The 18,727-nt window shown below is 69.4% G+C and carries 16 protein-coding genes; 7 read left to right on the top strand and 9 right to left on the bottom strand.

Annotation, left to right across the window (positions count from 1 at the left end):
• Nucleotides 1-15 precede the first annotated feature (15 nt).
• The 4 genes from MXD59_RS12395 (at nt 16) to MXD59_RS12380 (ending at nt 2,257) form a co-directional block, all read left to right on the top strand.
• On the top strand, nt 16-168 hold the full coding sequence (locus tag MXD59_RS12395; protein ID WP_248824807.1) for a hypothetical protein: 153 nt from the start codon (nt 16-18) through the stop codon (nt 166-168).
• Complete coding sequence (locus tag MXD59_RS12390; protein WP_248824806.1) at nt 165-368, top strand: type II toxin-antitoxin system prevent-host-death family antitoxin; 204 nt, start codon at nt 165-167, stop codon at nt 366-368. The genes MXD59_RS12395 and MXD59_RS12390 overlap by 4 nt, the downstream gene beginning before the upstream one ends.
• The gene (locus MXD59_RS12385) at nt 365-790 is read left to right on the top strand and encodes a type II toxin-antitoxin system VapC family toxin (RefSeq protein WP_248815502.1); all 426 of its coding nucleotides are present in this window, start codon (nt 365-367) and stop codon (nt 788-790) included. Before MXD59_RS12390 ends, MXD59_RS12385 begins: the two co-directional genes overlap by 4 nt.
• A gap of 252 nt (nt 791-1,042) precedes the next feature.
• Entirely contained in the window at nt 1,043-2,257 is a 1,215-nt protein-coding gene (locus MXD59_RS12380) for an alcohol dehydrogenase catalytic domain-containing protein (protein ID WP_248824805.1), read from the top strand.
• A 25-nt stretch (nt 2,258-2,282) separates the two neighbouring features.
• Here MXD59_RS12380 and MXD59_RS12375 read toward each other — a convergent pair whose 3' ends face one another.
• Nucleotides 2,283-2,894, bottom strand: a complete 612-nt coding sequence (locus MXD59_RS12375; protein ID WP_248824804.1) for a class I SAM-dependent methyltransferase — start codon at nt 2,892-2,894, stop codon at nt 2,283-2,285.
• 373 nt (nt 2,895-3,267) lie between these two features.
• Between MXD59_RS12375 and MXD59_RS12370 the strand changes: the two genes are divergently transcribed.
• Nucleotides 3,268-4,623, top strand: coding sequence for a diacylglycerol/lipid kinase family protein (locus MXD59_RS12370; RefSeq protein WP_248824803.1), 1,356 nt, complete (start codon nt 3,268-3,270; stop codon nt 4,621-4,623).
• Nucleotides 4,624-4,675: 52 nt separating this feature from the next.
• Here MXD59_RS12370 and MXD59_RS12365 read toward each other — a convergent pair whose 3' ends face one another.
• Complete coding sequence (locus MXD59_RS12365; protein WP_248824802.1) at nt 4,676-5,956, bottom strand: hypothetical protein; 1,281 nt, start codon at nt 5,954-5,956, stop codon at nt 4,676-4,678.
• A 380-nt stretch (nt 5,957-6,336) separates the two neighbouring features.
• On the opposite strand from MXD59_RS12365, the gene MXD59_RS12360 reads away from it, so the two are divergent.
• On the top strand, nt 6,337-7,077 hold the full coding sequence (locus tag MXD59_RS12360) for a ribonuclease BN (RefSeq protein ID WP_248815496.1): 741 nt from the start codon (nt 6,337-6,339) through the stop codon (nt 7,075-7,077).
• A 34-nt stretch (nt 7,078-7,111) separates the two neighbouring features.
• On the opposite strand, the gene MXD59_RS12355 is transcribed toward MXD59_RS12360, so the two are convergent.
• The 3 genes from MXD59_RS12355 to MXD59_RS12345 are packed head-to-tail and all read right to left on the bottom strand — an operon-like array spanning nt 7,112 to nt 11,328.
• On the bottom strand, nt 7,112-8,557 hold the full coding sequence (locus MXD59_RS12355; RefSeq protein WP_248824801.1) for an MFS transporter: 1,446 nt from the start codon (nt 8,555-8,557) through the stop codon (nt 7,112-7,114).
• A gap of 39 nt (nt 8,558-8,596) precedes the next feature.
• On the bottom strand, nt 8,597-10,450 hold the full coding sequence (locus tag MXD59_RS12350; protein ID WP_248824800.1) for a glycoside hydrolase family 15 protein: 1,854 nt from the start codon (nt 10,448-10,450) through the stop codon (nt 8,597-8,599).
• 59 nt (nt 10,451-10,509) lie between these two features.
• Nucleotides 10,510-11,328, bottom strand: coding sequence for a class II glutamine amidotransferase (locus MXD59_RS12345; RefSeq protein WP_248824799.1), 819 nt, complete (start codon nt 11,326-11,328; stop codon nt 10,510-10,512).
• Nucleotides 11,329-11,614: 286 nt separating this feature from the next.
• Between MXD59_RS12345 and MXD59_RS12340 the strand changes: the two genes are divergently transcribed.
• Nucleotides 11,615-12,907, top strand: coding sequence for a cation:proton antiporter (locus MXD59_RS12340; RefSeq protein WP_248824798.1), 1,293 nt, complete (start codon nt 11,615-11,617; stop codon nt 12,905-12,907).
• A gap of 468 nt (nt 12,908-13,375) precedes the next feature.
• On the opposite strand, the gene MXD59_RS12335 is transcribed toward MXD59_RS12340, so the two are convergent.
• The 4 genes from MXD59_RS12335 to MXD59_RS12320 are packed head-to-tail and all read right to left on the bottom strand — an operon-like array spanning nt 13,376 to nt 18,692.
• Entirely contained in the window at nt 13,376-14,431 is a 1,056-nt protein-coding gene (locus MXD59_RS12335) for a hypothetical protein (protein ID WP_248824797.1), read from the bottom strand.
• A complete protein-coding gene (locus tag MXD59_RS12330) occupies nt 14,428-14,772 on the bottom strand; it encodes a PadR family transcriptional regulator (protein ID WP_248824796.1) in 345 nt (114 codons plus the stop codon). The genes MXD59_RS12335 and MXD59_RS12330 overlap by 4 nt, the downstream gene beginning before the upstream one ends.
• 60 nt (nt 14,773-14,832) lie before the next feature.
• Nucleotides 14,833-18,057, bottom strand: coding sequence for a helicase HerA domain-containing protein (locus MXD59_RS12325; protein WP_248824795.1), 3,225 nt, complete (start codon nt 18,055-18,057; stop codon nt 14,833-14,835).
• Entirely contained in the window at nt 18,057-18,692 is a 636-nt protein-coding gene (locus tag MXD59_RS12320; protein ID WP_248824794.1) for a hypothetical protein, read from the bottom strand. The genes MXD59_RS12325 and MXD59_RS12320 overlap by 1 nt, the downstream gene beginning before the upstream one ends.
• Between the last annotated feature and the right edge of the window lie 35 nt (nt 18,693-18,727).

The following is an 18,727-nucleotide window of genomic DNA, read 5'->3' as shown; positions in this document are numbered from 1 at the left end:
GGGTCGGGACCGCCGATGAGCGCATCCGAGGCCGTGATCGACTGTTCCGCTCTGGTCCGGACACTGACCGATCACGGCTCGGCCGGGTATGCGGTGCGCCGTCGGCTCGAGGGGCTTGCGTCGCTCGCCGCGCCTGGACTGCTCGACTACGAGATGGTCTTGACGTGAGCGCGGTCAAACGGGCGACCGCCAACGGCCCGGTGATCATCATGGATCATGGTCGGCCGTCGCATGTCCTGCTGTCGTTCGCGGACTACCAGCGGCTTACTGGCAGCGGGGGGAGCCTGGGGGAGGCATTTGTCCTGGACGAGGACATCGACTTCGAGCCGATGCGTCCGCGGGACTCGCCGCGTGAGGTCGATCTGTGAGCTTCCTACTGGACACGAACATCGTCTCGGAGCTCCGTAAGCCGGCCAGGCGCAGACATGACCGGTTCAACGTCTGGGCGGGGTCCCTGTCGCCGTCCGACACGTTTCTCTCTGTCATTACGCTGCTGGAACTGCGTGCCGGGATCGAGAACAAACGGCGACACGACCCCGGACAGGCGGCTGTGCTGGATGCGTGGCTCACCGAGAGCGTTCTTCCCGTCTACGGGGGCCGGCTGCTCGACGTCGACCAGGCCGTCGCCGACGCCGCGGCGCGGCTACATGTGCCGGACCGGCGCCCGGCCCGCGACGCCCTGATTGCTGCTACCGCTCGGGTTCACCGCCTCACACTCGTCACCCGCAACGAGTCCGACTTCGCCCCCATGGCCGTTCCGCTCGTCAATTCCTGGACCCATCACCCGTAGCGCCTGGCTCGCCGTTCGTCGCCCGCCGTGAAAAGCGCTTTGGTCTGATAGTGGGCCGCTGTATCCGTGGACGGGCTTTATCGATATCTGCATTTCGGTGGATCGCGGCAAATTCTTCGTAAAGCCGGCCGGAAATGGTCAAAAAGGATTCTCTGCTTCGGGTGATCTGGCCCAGGTCGGGTATGGCGTGAACGACTGTGCCCGTTCGTCCTGGCGGGGCGGGGGACGGCCCCGAAGGAGAGGAGATGGCAGATGAAGGCGGTTGTCTATCACGGATCGGCCGATATCCGGCTTGAGGACGTGCCCGAGCCGAAGCTCACCGAGCCGACGGACGCGATCGTTCGTCTGACCAGCAGTGCGGTGTGCGGGACGGATCTGCACATGGTGCGCGGGACGATGCCGGGCATGCGGGAGGGCACGATCCTGGGGCACGAAGGGGTCGGCGTCGTGGAGGAGGTCGGGCCGTACGTCCGTAACCTGCGGCCCGGCGACCGGGTGATCATCCCCTCGACGATCGGCTGTGGGTGCTGCTCCTACTGTCGCGACGGCTACTACTCACAGTGCGACCATGCCAACCCGCGCGGTTCCCGGGCGGGGGCGGCGTTCTTCGGCGGTCCGGTGGACACCGGCCCGTTCGACGGCCTGCAGGCGGAGTTCGCCCGGGTGCCCTACGCGAACGTCGGGCTGGTGCCGCTGCCCGACTCGGTGTCGGACGATCAGGCGATCATGCTGTCCGACATCTATCCGACCGGGTGGTACGGAGCGAGACTGGCCGAGGTCACCCCGGGGGACACGGTCGCGGTGTTCGGGGCGGGCCCCGTCGGCCAGTTCGCGGTCCTGTCCGCGTTCCAGCAGGGCGCCGGGCGGGTCATCGCGGTCGACGGCATCGCGTCCCGGTTGCAGGGCGCCCGTGCGCTGCACGCCGAGATCGTCGACTTCAACGAGGAGGACCCGGTCGCGATGATCCTCGAGATGACCCGGGGCATCGGGGCGGACCGGGTGATCGACGCGGTCGGCGTCGACGCCCAGCGGGCATCGTCCGGGCCGGCGGTGCCGGATGCCGACGAGACCCGGGCGTTCGAGGCCGAGAGGGAGGCCGCCACGGCGGGTGGGGCCCGGCCCGTTGGTGACACCTGGGTGCCTGGAAACGCTCCGTCGCAGGCGGCGCACTGGTCGGTGGAGGCGGTGGCCAAAGCCGGTTCGATCGGTGTTGTCGGCCTCTACCCGCCGACCCTGAACGCCTATCCGATCGGGGTGGCACTCAACCGCAACCTGACGATCAAGCTCGGTATCTGCGACCACCGCCGGTACATTCCCGAGCTGCTGTCGAAGGTGATGGCGGGAACGGTCGACCCGGCCCGGGTCATCACCCAGCATCAGCCCGTGTCGTCGGCCATCGACGCCTATCAGGCCTTCGACCGCCGCGAGACGGGCTGGACCAAGGTCGTCCTCGACCCCGCCGCCTGAGCCCCCCGCGCGGCGCACACCGGCCTCATGCGGGTTTTGTCGCGATCCCTTCGTAGCCGTAGCCGATGAACTCGGGGCCCACCCGGTAGTGGTCAAGGCTTCGCAGTTCCAGGCCGGCGTTGGTGACCAGCTCGTCGATGGGACGGTTGAGGTGGCAGCCACCGAAGATCCGGCCCCAGGCGGGGGTGAGCCGGTCCTGCCAGCGGGCGACCCGCGGCCGCGCGGAGCGGCCATGCTCGGTGAAATGCAGCGTTCCGCCGGGGCGCAGGACGCGACGGGCCTCCCGCAGCGCCTGGTCGACGTCGGGGATGGTGCACAACGTCCAGGTGACCAGCACATGGTCGACCGAGGTGTCGGCCAGCTCCAAGCGCTGCCCGTCCCGTCCGACGACCTCGACGGGCACAGTGGCCGTGGCGATCCGCCGCTGTGCCAGCCGGAGGCCGGTCGCCGCCGGTTCGACCACCAGCAGCCGGCTGACCTGCGCCGGCAGATGCGCCAGGTTGCGACCCGAGCCGAAGCCGATCTCCAGCACGTCCCCGCGCAGCCCGGCGGTCACCCGGGCCCGCGCCGGCTCCACCACCCGCCCGAGCGCGACGTCGATGATCCGCGGAAGCACCTGGTCCTCATAGAACCCCATCCACACCCCTCCTGCGCCGGCCACACCCGGCTCGGCTGATGCCTGGCCTGGCGGTCCCAGGGTTTCACCCAGGGACCGGCCTCATCCAGTCGTCGCCCGAAGGGGCATCAGGGAGACAGGGGCATCAGGGAAACAGCGGCATCAGGGAGACAGTGGCATCAGAAGCCTGCCGCCCGGGCTCACGAAATACGGGATCGGCGCGTCGGGTGTCGGCATGGTTCCAATATGGGGCGCATTTTCCGTTCCTGATCGAGTTGCTGGCCTGGGTCGCGGATGGGACGGTGGAACGGGAAATGTGGAAACGGGTTGAAGAGAATGTTTTCGGCTGCTTTCTGGGTTGCACTCCCGGTTTTTCGGCAGCTCGGAGGGGTGGATGATCATGCGTTCCCGGATGGTTCGCCGGTCGGGGCGGGGCGCGGGAGCGCCGGTGTCCTGTTCCCAGCGGCTGGCGGCTTCGGTGGCGTTGCTGGCCTCCGCCGCGGTGGTCGTCGTCCTGATCGCCCGGTTGATCGACCGGCCGATCGCCCTGCCGGTTTCGGTCGTCGCCGTGACGATCACGTTGATGGCGGGCTGGGCGGCGCTGGTCGGACGGGGGCCGCGTCGCCTGGGCGCGGCTGTGCTGGCGGTCTGCACCCTTGGCGCCCTGATCGCCTTCGCGGGGGTGATCGGCCTGGCCACCCTGCTGGTCACCGCGGGTCTGCTCGTCGCGTCAGGAATCGCGGCGCGTGGCGCCTTCGGACGGCACCGACCGCGGGGGCGTCAGGTGGGAGCCGCCCGGCACGGCGTCCTGGTGGTGAACCCGCGTTCCGGTGGTGGTGCCGCCGGGCGTCACCAGCTCGCCCAGGCCGCGCTCCGGCGCGGGATCGAGGTCGTCACCCTCACGGAACACGCTGATCTGCGGTCGCTCGCCGAGGACGCCGCCGACCGCGGCGCCGATGTGGTGGGCATGGCGGGTGGCGACGGCTCGCAGGCGGTCGTCGCGGACGTGGCGCGTCAGCGTGGGATGGCGTTCGTCTGCGTCCCCGCCGGTACGCGTAACCACTTCGCCCTTGATCTCGGCCTGGACCGCAGGGATGTGGTGGGGGCGCTCGACGCGTTCGACCTCGCGGTCGAGCAGCGTGTCGACCTGGGCCAGCTCGGTGACCGCGTGTTTGTCAACAACGTCTCGCTGGGTGTCTACGCCGACATCGTGCAGTCCGACAGCTACCGTGACGCGAAGGTGCCCACGGCGGCCGCGAGGCTGCCCGACCTGCTGGGCGCGGACCGCGCCGCGCCGGATCTCCGCTTCACCGGCCCGGACGGTCACACCGGATCGACCGCGGACGTCCTGCTCGTGTCCAACAACGCCTACCAGCTCCACAGCCTCGGTGGTTTCGGCACCCGCCCCCACCTCGACAGCGGCCGGCTCGGTGTGACGACCTTGTGTGTCGATCGGGCCCGTGATCTGCCCGCCCTCGTCGCGCTCGAGTCCATGGGTGCCATCAGCCGGTTCCGCGGCTTCCAGCAGTGGACCAGTCCCACCCTGCGGATCGACTCCGCGAGACCGGTCAGTGTCGGCGTGGACGGGGAGGCGCTGTGCCTGCCACCACCGCTGGAGCTGCGCTCGCTTCCGGCCGCGGTCCGCGTTCGGATCCCGGTGCACGCACCCGGGGTGCCACCCGCGCGGCCGGGTCTGTGGGGGATGTTCCCGGCTCTGGTCCGGATCGTGGCCGGCCGGTCCCCGGCCTGAGCCGCGCGGTGCGGCCCGGCCGAGCTCGGCTCGGCCAGAGCCGGGCCAGGGGTCAGTCGTTCCAGTCGGCGGGGTTCGTGGGCTCGGGTCGGATGGTCCCGGCGGCGGCGAGGACACCCAGCGCGGCCAGGGCGACCACGACTGTCAGCAGGACGAGGGCGACCGCTGCCGGGGTCGGACAGTTCCACAGCACCAGCGCCAGCAGCCCCGCCCCGATGACGACCCCGCCGGTGAGGCGGCGATGCCGGGCCAGCCAGTCGCCCGCGCCGCCGGTACCCACACCCGCCCGGGCCAGGGCCTGGCCGGCGGCCCCGGTGGCGTGGCTGGCGCTGGCGCGCAGGGCGCGGGCGCCGCGGCCCGGCCCGTGGAGATACCCGGCGACCACGGTGATGACGGCCACGGTCAGCCAGGTAAGCGCGCTGTCTCGTAGGAAACGGACGAGAGTGTCGTAGATGGCCGCTGCCGCGTCGCGCGGCTGGGCGTCGGGCGCGACGGAGTCCAGATAACTCTGGCGCAGGACGGCCAGCACCACGAGCAGGACGATCATCGTCACGGCGGTGCCGACGCCCAGGGCCATGAGCCCGACGCGGTGCGCGGGCGCCAGCCACACGCCCAGCGCGGCGAACGCCACCACGGCGACGGGCAGCCACAGGCCGAGGACGGCGAGCAGACGCAGGGCGTCCTGAGTTCTGGTCAGGGTGTCCGTCCGCAGCAGCACGATCTGTCGGTCGACGTCGGGAATGCTGCCGGCCTTCTCGAGACCGGCGTCGGCGAGTCGCTGCTGCACACTGTCGACGACCGGGCCGATATCCAGCACGATCGTGTCGTCCTTGGCCTGGAGGACGTTGTTGCCCTCATCGGTGAGAACCTTCTTCACGGCGGCATGCGCCCGACGGTTCGCGTTCTCCCACAGCGGGGGAAACTGGTCGCTGGTGACCACCCCCTGAACCACCTGATGTACCGCGCTGGTCAGGGCGCTGTGCAGCGCGCCGGCCAGGACGTCGGCATGGTTCACGACAACGGGCGGGACGTCGTTTCGGGTGAGAACGTCGTTGAGTGACGCGGTGACCTGATCGACGTCGACGTTCCTGACGACCAGATCGGTCAGCCGGTTGGTCACCATGTTCTGCACCGCGGGGTCGGTGGCGAGCGGGGCGACGGTCTCCCCGTACCGGTCCGAGTCGGAGATCGTGATGTCCGCCCAGGTGGCGACCACGGCGAGCGGTGCCAGCACGACGGCCAGCAGGAGCAGGAGGGACGCCCCGACAGTCCGGAGGGATATGCCAGGAGAACGCGCCGGGCCGTCGGAGCTGTCGCCAGCACTGGCAACCATGGAACGGTCCCTCCTGCTTTGTGCGTGGTGCGGCCGCCAATGCGGTCTCGCGGCCGGCTCCTTCCCTGCGAGGGCTCGTCGAAAACTGGTTTTCGACGAGCCGCAAAAAGGCGCCGCGAGATTCCGGAAATATCGAACTCCGCTTCCGCTGCCGCATCCGGTGGGATGCGCAGACCGTCACTTCGAGTGATGCTGTGGGGGTGAGTCGGCAGCGGGGACCGGCTGGCGGTCAGATTCGCCACGAGCAGGCGGGAAGCCACCTTTCCGGCGTCCGGAGGTGGGCATCGGAAAAATATCGCGAGGTTCAGGAAGGATGGCGCTCTTCGTCGGCGGAGGGCCTGGCCCGCCAGTTGCGGGAAAGCGATCTGATGAACGGCTCGATGACCCTCGCCGCGCTCATTCTGATGTTGTTCTTCCCGTTTGTCATCACGCTGGCCGCGGTGTCGCCGCTGCGCCCCGGCGGCGCGGCCGAGATCATCGTCAGGCGGATGGGACTGAACCACGACGCCGCCATGGCCGTCGAGCGCCTGTTCACTCCCCGCGGCGGCGGATCCGCGCAGTCCGGTTGGACGGTCCTCGGCGCGCTCTGGCTGACCCTGGGTGGGCTGAGCCTGGCCGGGGCGGTGCAGTCGGTGTATCTGCGGGTCTTCCGGGTTCCGGCGTTCGGCCTGCGCGGGGTGCCGGCCCAGGTGGTCTGGCTCGCCGGACTGCTCGTCTTTCTCGCGGGTACCACCGCCACCGGGGCGGCGCTCACCGGCACGGTCGCCGGCCAGGTGTGCCAGGCTCTGATCGTCATCACCGCGATGGTGCTGCTGTTCTGGATCGGCACCTGGGTTCTCGTGCGCGGTCGGCTGGCCTGGCGGGACGTCCTGCCCGCGGCGGTGTTCACCACGGTCGGACTGACCGGCCTCGGGGTGGTGAGCCGGCTGCTGTTCTCGACGTCGATCGTGGACAACGAGCGGAACTACGGCGAGATCGGCGTCGTCTTCACGCTTCTGTCGTGGCTGATCGGACTCGGGGTGGTGCTCACCGGAGGGGCGACCGTCGGCGCCTGGTACAACGCGCGGGGCCTGTCCCTGCTCCGCGCGGTCGGACGACGCGCGAGATCCCTGTTCCGGTGACGACCGGTGGTCGCCCGGGGCTACCGGGTGCGGGTCAGTCGTGCGGTCCGTGGCCGGGCCGGCTGTCGGCCAGCGGGTTGTCCCCGGCGCTGGTCCGGGACATCCGCGCGGCGGCGACCAGACCGAGGACACCGAGGACGCCGAGGGTGGCCATGGCGATGGCGTAGGCGTTCCTGGTCAGGCCGGCGACGAGGATGGTCCCGGCGATGGCGGTACCGAAGGACGAACCGAGGTTCGAGATGCTGCGGGACAGCCCGGAGATCTCGCCCTGGCGTTGTTCGGAGAAGGCGGACTGGACGACGTTGACCGAGGGGGTGAGCATCGCGCCGAGGCCGAGACCGAGCAGCAACAGCCCGGGCACGAACGCCCAGGGGCTGTGTGATGCGGCGACCAGGCCGATCAGGGCGATGATGCCGGCGATGGTCAGGGTGAACCCGGCGGTGATCAGGGTGCTCTGGGAGTGGCGTTTCGCGAGTCGTTCGGCGGCGGTGGACGAGATGAGCAGACCGACCGTGGCCGCGGTGAAGATGAGGCCGGTCCGGATGGCGTCGTAGCCGCGGACCACCTGGAGGAACGTGGCGACGGTGAAGGACGAGCCCATCAGCAGCAGCCACTGGATGTTCTGGGTGACCAGGCCGAGGTTGGAGACCCGGTTGCGGAACAGGCTGGTGGACAGCAGAGGCTCCCGGCCGGCTCGCTCCTCGCGGCGTACCCAGTGCAGGAATCCGGCCAGCACGAGCAGGCCGGCGGCCAGGAGGACGGCGGTGAGGGCAAGGTTGTCGTCGGCGGCGAGGATGCCCAGCACGATCAGGGTGAGGCCACCCGCGGACAGGATCGAGCCGGGAACGTCGAAGTGACGGTGCGGGTCCGCCGGGAGCGGGTCGGTGATGGACCGGCTCAGCACGATGATGAGCGCGACGATCAGGGCCTGGAAGGCGAAGGCCGCGCGCCAGCTGATCGCGGAGGTGATCAGGCCGCCGATGAGCGGGCCCGCCGCCGCCCCGAGGCCACCACCGGCCATGATGACCCCGAAGGCGCGGGCACGGGCGGTGAGGTCGGTGAACAGCACCGTGGTGAGGATGTAGACCGGGGGAATCAGCAGGGCCGTGCCGATGCCCTCCAGGATCGAGTTGCCGAGCAGCAGCAGGCCCACGCCCGGTGCGACGGCGCTGAGCAGGGCACCCACCCCGTACACCGTGAGTCCGATCAGAAAGCAGCGTTTGCGGCCGAGCCGGTCGGTCAGCTTGCCGCCGGGAATCATCAGCGCGGCCATGACGAGCAGGAAGACCGTGATGACGACCTGAACGGACTGGACGGTCGTGTCGAGGTCCCGGCTGATGTCATTGATCATCACGTTCATGTTCGACCCGGCGAAGCTGCAGATGAACTGCGCGAGCGCGAGCGGTGCCAGGAGGCGCCGGTCGGCGCCGGTCGACCGTGGCAGGGCGCGGGTATCCACGTCGGGCGTCTGCTCGGTCATCGTCGTCACGTACCTCGCTTCCGGTCGCGTCGCCGATGGTCAGCGGCCCAGGTTCTCGGCGCGGTCGAGCTCCTCGTCGAGGGCGATGGCGGCGTCGATGAGCGCGAGATGGGTGAAGGCCTGGGGGAAGTTGCCCAGCTGTTCACCGGACGGCCCGATCTCCTCGGCGAACAGGCCGACGTGGTTGGCGTAGGTGAGCATCTTGTCGAAGGCGTAGCGGGCCTGGTCGAGGCGGCCGGCGCGGGCCAGGGCCTGCACGTAGAGGAAGCTGCAGAGGTTGAAGGTGCCCTCGGAGCCCCGCAGGCCGTCGGGGGAGGCGGCCGGGTTGTACCGGTAGACGAGGCTGTCACTGACGAGTTCGTCGTTCATCGCGTCGAGCGTGCTCAGCCAGTCGGGGTCGGTCGGGGCGAGGAAACCGACGCGGGGCATGAGCAGCAGGGAGGCGTCGACGACGTCGGTGTCGTAGTGCTGGACGAAGGCATGGCGCTTGTCGTTCCAGCCGCGGTCGATGATCTGCCGGAAGACGGTGTCGCGGGCCGTCTGCCAGCGGGTGAGGTCGGCGGGCCGGGAATAGGCGGTCGCGATCCGGATGGCCCGGTCGAAGGCGACCCAGGTCATGAGGCGGCTGTAGGTGAAGTTCTGCCGGCCGCCACGGGTTTCCCAGATGCCTTCGTCCGGGCGGTCCCAGTGGTCGGTGAGCCAGTCGATGACGGCGGCGAAGGCGTTCCAGCCACGGACTCCGCCCATGTCCTTCGCCTCGGCGAGGGCGTAGGCGGCCTCGCCGTAGATGTCGAGCTGGATCTGGTCGGCGGCGGCGTTGCCGGCGCGGACCGGCGCGGACCGGCGGTAGCCCTCCAGATGGTCGAGGATCTCCTCGGTCAGGTGGGGTTCCCCGTCGACCCGGTACATGATCTGAAGCGGTTCGCCGGAGGCGGTCCAGCCCGCGTCGAGGCGCTCGCGCAGCCAGCGGCGGTAGGCGTTCGCGTCGCGGGTGAAGCCGAGCGTGCTCAGGGCGTGGACGGACAGGGAGGCGTCGCGAACCCAGGTGTACCGGTAGTCCCAGTTGCGTTCGCCGCCGATCTGCTCGGGCAGACCCATCGTGGCGGCGGCGATGGGAGCGCCGGTGGGAGCGTAGGTGAGCAGTTTCAGGGTGATCGCCGAGCGGGTGACCATCTCATGCCACCGGCCGCGGTAGCGCGACGCCCGTAGCCAGGTCAGCCAGAAGGCGCGGCAGGCGTCGAACGCGGCGGTGACGCTCTCCACCGTGGGTGGCGGACCGCCGAGGCGTTCGCCGCGGGTGGCGGCGTCACCGCTGTCGCTGGTGAGGACGACCGCGGCCAGCTCGCCGGCGTCGAGGGTGAAACGGGCGGAGAGGTCGTGGCCGTCCGGATGAAGCACGATCGGGGCGGTCGCCTGCACGTGCAGATCCGTGTCAGGTCCGTGGAACACCACCGATCCGTCGTCGAGATGGCGCGACGTGTGGGACGCGCGACCATAGTCGAACCGTGGCCGACACAGCAGCTCGAAGGGCAGACTGCCCCGAACCACCCGGGCGACCCGGATCAGCCGATGGCGTGTCGAGGGGGTGCTCGAGGGGTTGGGCTCCATGAAGTCGACCACCTCGCCCACCCCGCCCGGGGCCATGAACCGGGTGACGAGCACGGCGGTGTCGGTCAGGTAGAGCTGCCGGACACCGACCTCCTCGGTGTCACCGAGATCGGCGGCCAGCCGGCAGTGGCCACCGCGATCGCTGTCGAGCAACGAGGCGAACATGCTCGGCGAGTCGAACCGTGGGGTGCACCACCAGTCCAGGGTTCCGTCGGCGGCGACCAGCGCCGCGGTCTGCAGGTCGCCCACGAGACCGTGGTCCGCGATCGGTGGATAGGCGTTCATGCTGGTTCCTCCCGCGATCGTCGCGTGCCACATGAGAACCCGGGGCGGCTTCCCTCTTCCTACCCGGGTGGCTGTGGACGGAAGGTGCGCTGATGTGGCGTCTCGGTGACGACGATGGCCGTGGACGGGGGTATTTCCCGCCATACCCCGGGTAGTTCGCTCAGCGGTTCCGACAGGATGGCGCGGGCGTCGCCGGGCATGTGCTGCAGGCGCTCGTGTTCGGGGTAGAGCATCCGGATCGCGTCGACGCTCTCGCTCATGTACAGCGTGTTGACCACCGGCCCGCTGGCGTATCTGGCCGCGAACAGCGTCTCGCCGTCGGCCAGCCCGACCGTCATCTGCAGGGGTTCGGCGACACCCGCGGCGGCTCCGACACTCTCGACGAAACCGGCCATGCGTTCCAACCCCCCGATGGGGTCCTCCTCGAGGCCGAACGTCAGGGCGAGGTGGAACATCAGCTCGGAATCCGTGCTGCCTTTTATGTTGCCGAACAGGTCGGGGCGCACGGCCATCAGCAGCTCACGGCGAAGCGAGCCGAAGCTGTCGATGTACCCGTTGTGCACGAAAATCCATTTCCCATAGCGGAACGGATGGCAGTTCGTCTTCTGCACCGATGTTCCGGTGCTCGCCCGCACATGCGCGAGGAACATCGGGGAGCTGATTTCCTCGGCCAGTTCCCGAAGGTTCTCATCGCCCCAGGCGGGTGAGTCGCTGCGGAAGATCGCCGGGGTCCTGCGCCGGCTGTACCAGCCCAGGCCGGTCCCGTCGCCGTTGGGTTCGAGCAGGTCCGGCCCATGTCTGACACTCTGGGCAATCAGTGATCTTTCGGGTTCGTACAACAGTGAATACGGGACGATCGGATCTCCTCGATACCCCATCCATCTGCACATGCCACCCTCCAGTCCACTACGGCAAGGGTGCCCACGAGGTGCGGGGGCAACCGCCCTCCTGCACTCGGATCCTTTCTGGCCGGATTTTGACCACGGGGCTCTGAACCAGGGGTCTGACTGGTTCGGCCGGGGAATGAGGAGGAGGATGCGGCGGCGGTCATGAATGCGTCCGATCAGAGTCCTGATCGTTGTGCGGCCGCACGTGGATGATTCCCCGCCGGCTGCACTCTCCGCTGATGACCTGGGCGAACTGATGTGAGGCAGGAGAACGGCATTGGAGTCCGCGGTCGCGGTCGTGGCGGTGACGCTGATGGCCTACGCGCTGGTGGAGCGGCGCCTGCGGCAGACACCGATCAGCGGCGCGCTGGTGTTCACCGCGGCCGGTCTGCTGGCCAGCGACCAGGTCTCGGGGCTGATCACCTCGTCCGTCGGCGAACATGGCGTTACCGCCGTTCTGGAACTGACCCTGGTGATCGTGCTGTTCACTGACGCGATGGGGGCCGGTCTGGGCCCCTGGGCGACGGAGTCACCGCTGCCCGGCCGGCTGCTGGGCATCGGATTCCCGTTGACCATCGCCGTCGGCTGGCTGCTGGCATCGGTGCTGTTTCCCGGCCTCGACCGGTGGGAGACAGCGCTGCTGGCGGCGATCCTGGCACCCACCGACCTGGCCCTCGGGTTGCCGGTCATCAACAACCGGCGGGTTCCCCGGCTGATCCGACATGCGCTGAACGTCGAAGGTGGCCTCAACGACGGGCTGGCACTTCCGTTCGTGACCATCTTCCTGGCCCTGGCACTGGAGGAGGAGAACACCGTCGGCAACGGACATGCCGTGTCGGTGTTTCTGCGCGCCCTGCTGGCCTCCGGCGCCATCGGGATGGCGCTGGGCGCCGGTGGCGCGCTGACCCTGCGGTGGTCGGCGCGCAGGGGCTGGTCCAGTCGGCTGTGGCAGTCGCTCGCGTTGCTGGCCATGGCGACGCTCGCCTACGTGCTGGCGGACCTGATCGACGGCAGCGGCTTCATCGCGGCCTGGGCCGCCGGTCTCGTGACCGGCCTGGTCGGGCGGGAGAGCCTGGCCGCGGCTCAGCAGACGCCGCAGGATGTCGCCCAGCTCGGTGTCTCGGTGAGCCTGGTGCTGTTCGGCGCCCTGCTGCTGGCACCGGCCCTCGCCCACGCGACCTGGACGGCGTTCGGTTACGGGCTGCTCAGCCTGACCGTCATCCGGATGATCCCGGTCGCCGTCTCGTTGGGTGGTTCGAAGGTCGCCCCGCCGACCGTGGCGTATGTGGCTTGGTTCGGGCCACGGGGGCTGGCGTCGATCGTCTTCGCGGATCTGGTCGCCACCAGCGGGCTGCCCGAACAGCACCAGATCGTCACGGTGGTGATGCTCACCGTGGGTATGAGCGTGGTCCTGCACGGCCTCACCGCACCGTGGGGCGCCCGCCGCTACGGACGCTGGTACGAGGCGACGGCGGCACGCTACCCTGGGATCCGCGAAGCGGCCGAGGCCCCGCCGCCAGACCGCCTCGCCATCCCGCCCGTCCCGCCCGTCCCGCCGACGGGCAGGTGATCGAGACCGGACGGTGACCCCCGCTCATCCAGGCGGTGGGCGGAATGCTGTGGACGGCGCGCTAGCCGGTGGCGACCGCCGAGCGGACCGCGGTGCGGCACCTCCCCTCGATGCCGCCCGTAGCGAACGGTTCGAGCTCGTCCCGTGGCCGACTCCGCTGGCTTGTTCATGCGACGCGACGCCTTCCCTCGACCACGGTCACCTTCTGTGACGCCGCTTTCAGTAGGCTACGGGTGTGCAGGGTGCACACGGGTCGCCGTGGGGGTGTTCGTGTCCGATATGCCCCCAACCGACCCGTATAGGTGGATCTTGCTGTGGGGCCGGTTGCGGGGGGTGGCGGTGGCGGGATCACAGCGCTGCGGTTGCCACCGAGCCGGCCGGCAGAGTCATGACCGTTCCGTTCGTCGGCGCCCGGAGCCGTCCCCGCGGGGTCCGGGCCCGGACTGACTGCCCGAGACCCAGGTGATGTCACCCCTGGTCGGGGTCGTTGCTGGGAGGTGCTGATCCCTGACGTACCGGTGCGGATCCCAACCCGTGCGGGCTGGCAGCGCGGGACAGGTCCATAACGGCTGCAAGGACGACGGGGACGGCGGCGAGGAGAAAGCCGCCGCTGACGACGTCGTTCGCCGATCCCCACGGGTAGTAGCGGATCGACTCGGCGATGGGCATCAGTGACCAGGCCGCACCGACGACGAAGACCGCGACGGCCCAGCCGGGTCGCCTCAGGCTGATCACGGTCGCGGCTGCAACGCCCACGAGGACCGTGGCCGGGAGGATCCTCTGGATGCTGTCGACCAGACCGTCCGGCCCTCGGTAGGCGGCGAATGGGTTGTTGTAATACACATAGCCGTTGGAATGGACGAGGGAGAGACTGTAAGTTCCGGCCGCCGCCAAGAACAGGCAGAACAGCGCCGCCGCGGTGAACAGGTCGCGGCGGCGGAGCGCCGTTGGCATCCCCGCCGACGCCATCCCCGCCTGCAGGAACAGCACGGCGAGCAGATAGAGCGGTGGCCGCGCGATATCGGTCCACGCGGCCACGAGCACAGCAGCGCACACCGCGATGCACGTCAGGCCCAGCAGCACGCGAGCTGTGCGGCGTGCTCCGGCCGACGCGGCGACGAGGGCGGCAACCGGCAGCGGATAGATCGCCGCACCGAGGGTGACAAACGGCCCGAAGGTCAGACCGGCGCCCGGCGGATTGCCCGCATAGGCCGGCAAAGGTTTCGGTACCACCTCCGCGACTACGAACAGCCCCGCCGACAGCACCGCGAGGGACGACAGGGCCAGGATCGCGGTCCGCTGCCGCACGACCACGGGCACCAGGCCCAGTGATACGCCGAGTCGGGTGGCCAGGCCGTGGACGACCAGGTCCGCGATGTCCGCCGGGCTCGGTCTGGTGCGACCGGTCGCGTCGGCCAGGTCCAGCAGGGTGGCGATGAGCTCGTCCTCATGGTCGTGGCGCCAGCGAGGCGGGTAGCAGCGGAGCAGCCGACGGTAGGCGATCTCAAGCCGAGACGTGGTCATGCCGGTGCCGTTCCCAGCCGCCGCCGGGACCGCAGCCGGCGGTCGGCTTCGGCCGCGTTCGACCGAAGCCGGTCGACCTGAGCGGCAAGAATCTCGGCGCCCGGTTCGGTGAGGTCGTAGTAGCGGCGCAGCCGGCCCTCGACCACCTCCTCGCCGCTCTGGCGCACCAGGCCCTCCCCGGTCAGCCGGTCGAGCGCGGCGTACAACGTGCCGGCCCGCAACGTCACCCGCCCGCCGGAGATCGCCGAGACCTCCCCGATCAGCGCATACCCGTGTTTGGCCCCGTCGGCGAGCGCCGCCAGCACCAGGAACGTGGGTTCCCGCATCTCATCGATACCCATGTGGTCAGCATATACCGATGATCTTATTATAAGTCGGACCGGCGCTGAGCGCACCGTGGTCTACTGCCGGGCGCGGGCGACCACTTCCTCGGTGGTGAGTGGCCCGCGTGGGTGGTAACTCAGACTGAGGGGCGTTCGGATCTTGCGCGGTGCCTCGCCCTCCAGCGCGACGTAGAACTCGCCGGTGCGTAGGCGTGAGATGTCCGGGACATCGCCGCCCTTGGCCTTCGCCATCTCCCGGGCCACTTCCACCTGCGTGGGGCTGTTGAGCAGGCCGTACATCTGGGTGGCGGCATTGCCTGGCACCCGGTTGTGCAGGGCGCGCGGTGCCTGGGTGGCGAACACGAGGCCGAGACCGTACTTGCGGGCCTGGGAGGCGAGGGCGAGTGTGCTCTGGGTGCACGCGGTCATCGCACCCGACGGGACGAACGTCTGGGCCTCGTCCATGACCAGCAGCCCGAGCAGGGGACGGTCCACCGCGGGGTTCTTCTTGATCCAGGAGAAGAGCGCCATCTGAAGCTGGTTCACGAAGCTCTGCCGGACGCCCTCGTCGGGCAGACCGACGAAACTGATGACCGAGATGCGGGCACGCTTTCCCGCCGCCGGGGTGAGCAGGACGCCGGGGTCCGCGGGCGTGCCGGAGCCGCCGAACAGTGGGTCGTTGACCATCGCGGCGCTGAGTGTCTGGGCGAGCCCCGCGGCTATCTTCTCGGCGCCGTCCAGGTCGATGATGTCCGCCGGTAGATCGGCGAGAAGGGAGATCAGGCCGGTCAACCGGGTGCCACCCCGGTGGCCGAAGTGCTCGACGGCCCGGCGCAGCACCGCGCGGCCCAGATGTGCCTTCGCCGCCCTTCCGTCCAGCATCGCCCGCGGCACCAGGGCGGCGACCGCCACTTCCACGGCCTCGGCGAACTCGTCAGGGTCGGCCAGGGTGGCCGGGAAGTCCGGCAGGGGCTGGAAGCTGAGCGTACGACCGGCCTCGCGGCGTGGGGTCCACACCACGACCTCGGTGTTGTCCAGGTACTCCACGGCTCTGGGGCCGTCGTCCGCACCCCAGAGGCTCGGCGGCTCTGGCCAGGCGTCCCCGAGGCGAGCCAGGTCGTTGTTGGGATCGAGCACGATCGCGGATACGCCCCGCAGGGCGCATTCCTCGACGATGCGGCGCAGGAGCACCGTCTTGCCCGAACCCGAGCCGGCGATGACGATCAGATGCTTGCGCAGGGCCTCCAACTCGAGTGCCACGGGCTCGGCGGTCGCGTGATCGTGTCCGATATCGAGGGTCGGTCGCACCAGCGGGGTGGTCCCGGTGGTTCCGGTGGTTCGGGTGCTCCCAGCGGTATCCGCGACGGAGGTCGCCTCCGTGGGCGTGTCCTTGGGTCGCGTGACGGTGGCGCTCGCTTCCGGGGGCAGCCAGTCGGCGACATCGCGGAGCGCCTTACCCAACACCGTGACCGTCTCGGTGGGGCGTCGGGCCAGCAGCCACTGGCCCAGGTCGGACGTCCCGTGGCTCGGTGAACTCCGGTCCTCGTCGAGCATCGTCCGCAGCGCCGAGAGGATGCGCAGATCCTCGTGGTCGAGCGCCAGGGTGTCGCCGTGAGAGGCTTCCACGACGTCCAGCGACTCGCGCGTCTTGGCCCCGGTTGACCAGTCCTCCTGGCGGAGTAGAAAAAGCTTTCGCTTGCTGATCTCCGGGTCCAGGGCGGCGGCTGTGATGGATCTGCGGAGTCGGTTCAGCGCGGCGTTTCCGTGGTGCCCACCGCTGACCGCGCGAAAGCACCAGTGAACCTCGTCCTCGATATCCTCGGCGAGGGTGAGGCGCAACCGGGCGTGCAGGTCCGGCCGCCCGCTCGGCGCGGGATCGATCGAGAAGCGTTTCGGGCTGTCCGGCCGTTCCAGAATCCACGCGGTGAGGCCGGCGGCCAGCAGGGGCGGCACCGCGGTGTCCTCGGTGTCGGGCTCCAGCGGGGTGATCACATCCGCCTTGTGCTTCAGCTCGGCGAATCGCTCGTCGTAGCGGGCGAGAACAGTCGTGCTGATGGTCGGAAGGTCGGGATCCACCTTCAGGGGTGGTCCCGTCGTCTTCTCCTTGAGGGTGCGCATTTCAGTGGCCTCATCGCGCAGTCGGCAGGCGCGGATGTGGGCGTCGATGAGGATGAGAAGCTGCCGTGGGGTGAAGTCCCCGCCGGATGAGAAGGCGTCCGGATGAATGGGCCAGGTCGGATACGGTGGGTCGAAATCGGCCGCCGCGAAGTAGGGCTTGAAACGCTGCGCCACGATCTCACGGGCGAGGTCCGGGCGGTTGATCGACTTCAGCTGTGGAGCTTCCCGGAAACGGTCGCGGACAGTGTCGACCGCCTTCTTTTTGATCAGATCCCAGGAGCCGGGGATGCAGGCGACCACCGTCAGGGTGCGCCTGGTCCGTTCGCGCAGGGTCATCAGACCCCCGGCGATGCTGTCGAGCAGAAGCAGCTGGGCCTGGCTGGGAGCGTGGCTGGGCTCGCTGCCGGCCGCGGCGGAGTCGACGAGCAGATTGGACTGCGAGAGCAGGACGTCGATCTGGTCGAAGGCCATCACCGAGGGGCCGGTCAACGCGATCAGGCGCGACAGCTCCTGGACGATCTCCTCCGCCGTGCGGGTGGTGCGACGCATTCCCCAGAACGCACGGTCTCCGGGTGTGCTCTCCTCGTCGCAGGCGAAGTAGTCGTCGGCGATGTTCTGGTGGTCGGTGCCCGGGGACGCGCTGAGGGCCAGCGCTCGGGCGGTGTCCCGACTGGTCCGAAAGACGTAGCCGTCCGACGCGGAGATCGCGGAGATGAACAGGTCCAGCTTTTCCTTCGTCAGCTCGGTCTCGCCCAGCAGCGCACGTCGCTCCGCGGGCGGAACGCCCACTCGGGCCGAGAGCCGCCGGAGGAGCACGCGAAGCTGGGTCTCACCGTCCGCCATCGGTCGGGCCAGCCCGTCGAGCATGGACGTCAGAATGCTTACCCAGATGTCCTTGGTGCTCAGGAGGCTGACGAGAAAGAAATAGCCACCCTGCTCCTGGGCCTCGCGCCGTAGCCAGCCCAGCAGGTGGGTCTTACCGGAGCCACGCTGGCCCTGCAGCACCAGACCGATGGGGCTGGCGTCCGCGCTGTCCGCGGCTTCGCGCAGACCGATCTCCACCGCCTGGACCACACCTGGATGCAGGCCGTCCACATGGTAGGAAAGCGATCGCCAGACGTCGTCCGGTACCGGCGCCCAGGTGAGCTGGATCGAATCCAGGGCGGTCCGCTGCGCGCTGTCCATCACACTCCGATGGCGAGCAGATGCTTGTCCTGACCGCCGATGTGAACCGACGCGGCCCAGTCGGCGTCGGTGAGCATCTTCTGGTTGTTCTCCGGGACGAGGTTGACGTCGCCGCCCCGGCTGAGACTGACCAGCGCCGCATCGAGGTCGGCCGGTGCGACGTCGGTGAAGAACGGTCGGATTCTGGTCAGTGACACCCAACCCCCGGGCTCCGCGGTGAGTGCCGTGTAGGCACCGCGCAGCCGGATCTCCAGGTTTCCCGGCCGGCGCGTCGGGGTGACAGCGGCGCGGGAGAACATCTCGCCGAGACTTTCGAACTCGCTGCGGGGCACCACCCGGTTGAGCAGGTTCAGGTGTACCGCGAGCAGAGCTCCGCCGATGGCCCGTGCCCGCGGGCTGCTCACATCCACCGGCGTCTGGAGCCGCACCCAGCCCTTCTCGTCCAGGTCATGCTGATAGGTGCGACGGGAGCGCACGCTGCGCAGCAGCCGCAGCCGGTTGAGCTTGTCCCGCTGAGGCTTGCGGACGTCGATGCCGTAGAGCTCGAAGAGCTCGGTGTTGAGCATCGCGCGGGCCTCCGCCATCAGGGCGAGCAGGACGGCTCCGTCGGAGGGGGTGAGATCGTCGTCGGCCACGGTTTCCCTTTCGCGGGTCTGCTGTCCCGCATCGG

The sequence above is a fragment of the Frankia umida genome (assembly GCF_023242945.1).
Classification (GTDB): domain Bacteria; phylum Actinomycetota; class Actinomycetes; order Frankiales; family Frankiaceae; genus Frankia; species Frankia umida.
This window is presented reverse-complemented; position numbering and strand designations above follow the sequence as displayed.

Bases quoted from the DNA above. Each gene is read 5' to 3' on its own strand.
- MXD59_RS12395 (WP_248824807.1), top strand. From the start codon at position 16: ATGAGCGCATCCGAGGCCGTGATCGACTGTTCCGCTCTGGTCCGGACA.
- MXD59_RS12380 (WP_248824805.1), top strand. From the start codon at position 1,043: ATGAAGGCGGTTGTCTATCACGGATCGGCCGATATCCGGCTTGAGGAC.
- MXD59_RS12375 (WP_248824804.1), bottom strand. From the start codon at position 2,894: ATGGGGTTCTATGAGGACCAGGTGCTTCCGCGGATCATCGACGTCGCG.
- MXD59_RS12370 (WP_248824803.1), top strand. From the start codon at position 3,268: ATGATCATGCGTTCCCGGATGGTTCGCCGGTCGGGGCGGGGCGCGGGA.
- MXD59_RS12365 (WP_248824802.1), bottom strand. From the start codon at position 5,956: ATGGTTGCCAGTGCTGGCGACAGCTCCGACGGCCCGGCGCGTTCTCCT.
- MXD59_RS12360 (WP_248815496.1), top strand. From the start codon at position 6,337: ATGACCCTCGCCGCGCTCATTCTGATGTTGTTCTTCCCGTTTGTCATC.
- MXD59_RS12355 (WP_248824801.1), bottom strand. From the start codon at position 8,557: ATGACCGAGCAGACGCCCGACGTGGATACCCGCGCCCTGCCACGGTCG.
- MXD59_RS12350 (WP_248824800.1), bottom strand. From the start codon at position 10,450: ATGAACGCCTATCCACCGATCGCGGACCACGGTCTCGTGGGCGACCTG.
- MXD59_RS12345 (WP_248824799.1), bottom strand. From the start codon at position 11,328: ATGGGGTATCGAGGAGATCCGATCGTCCCGTATTCACTGTTGTACGAA.
- MXD59_RS12335 (WP_248824797.1), bottom strand. From the start codon at position 14,431: ATGACCACGTCTCGGCTTGAGATCGCCTACCGTCGGCTGCTCCGCTGC.
- MXD59_RS12330 (WP_248824796.1), bottom strand. From the start codon at position 14,772: ATGGGTATCGATGAGATGCGGGAACCCACGTTCCTGGTGCTGGCGGCG.
- MXD59_RS12325 (WP_248824795.1), bottom strand. From the start codon at position 18,057: ATGGACAGCGCGCAGCGGACCGCCCTGGATTCGATCCAGCTCACCTGG.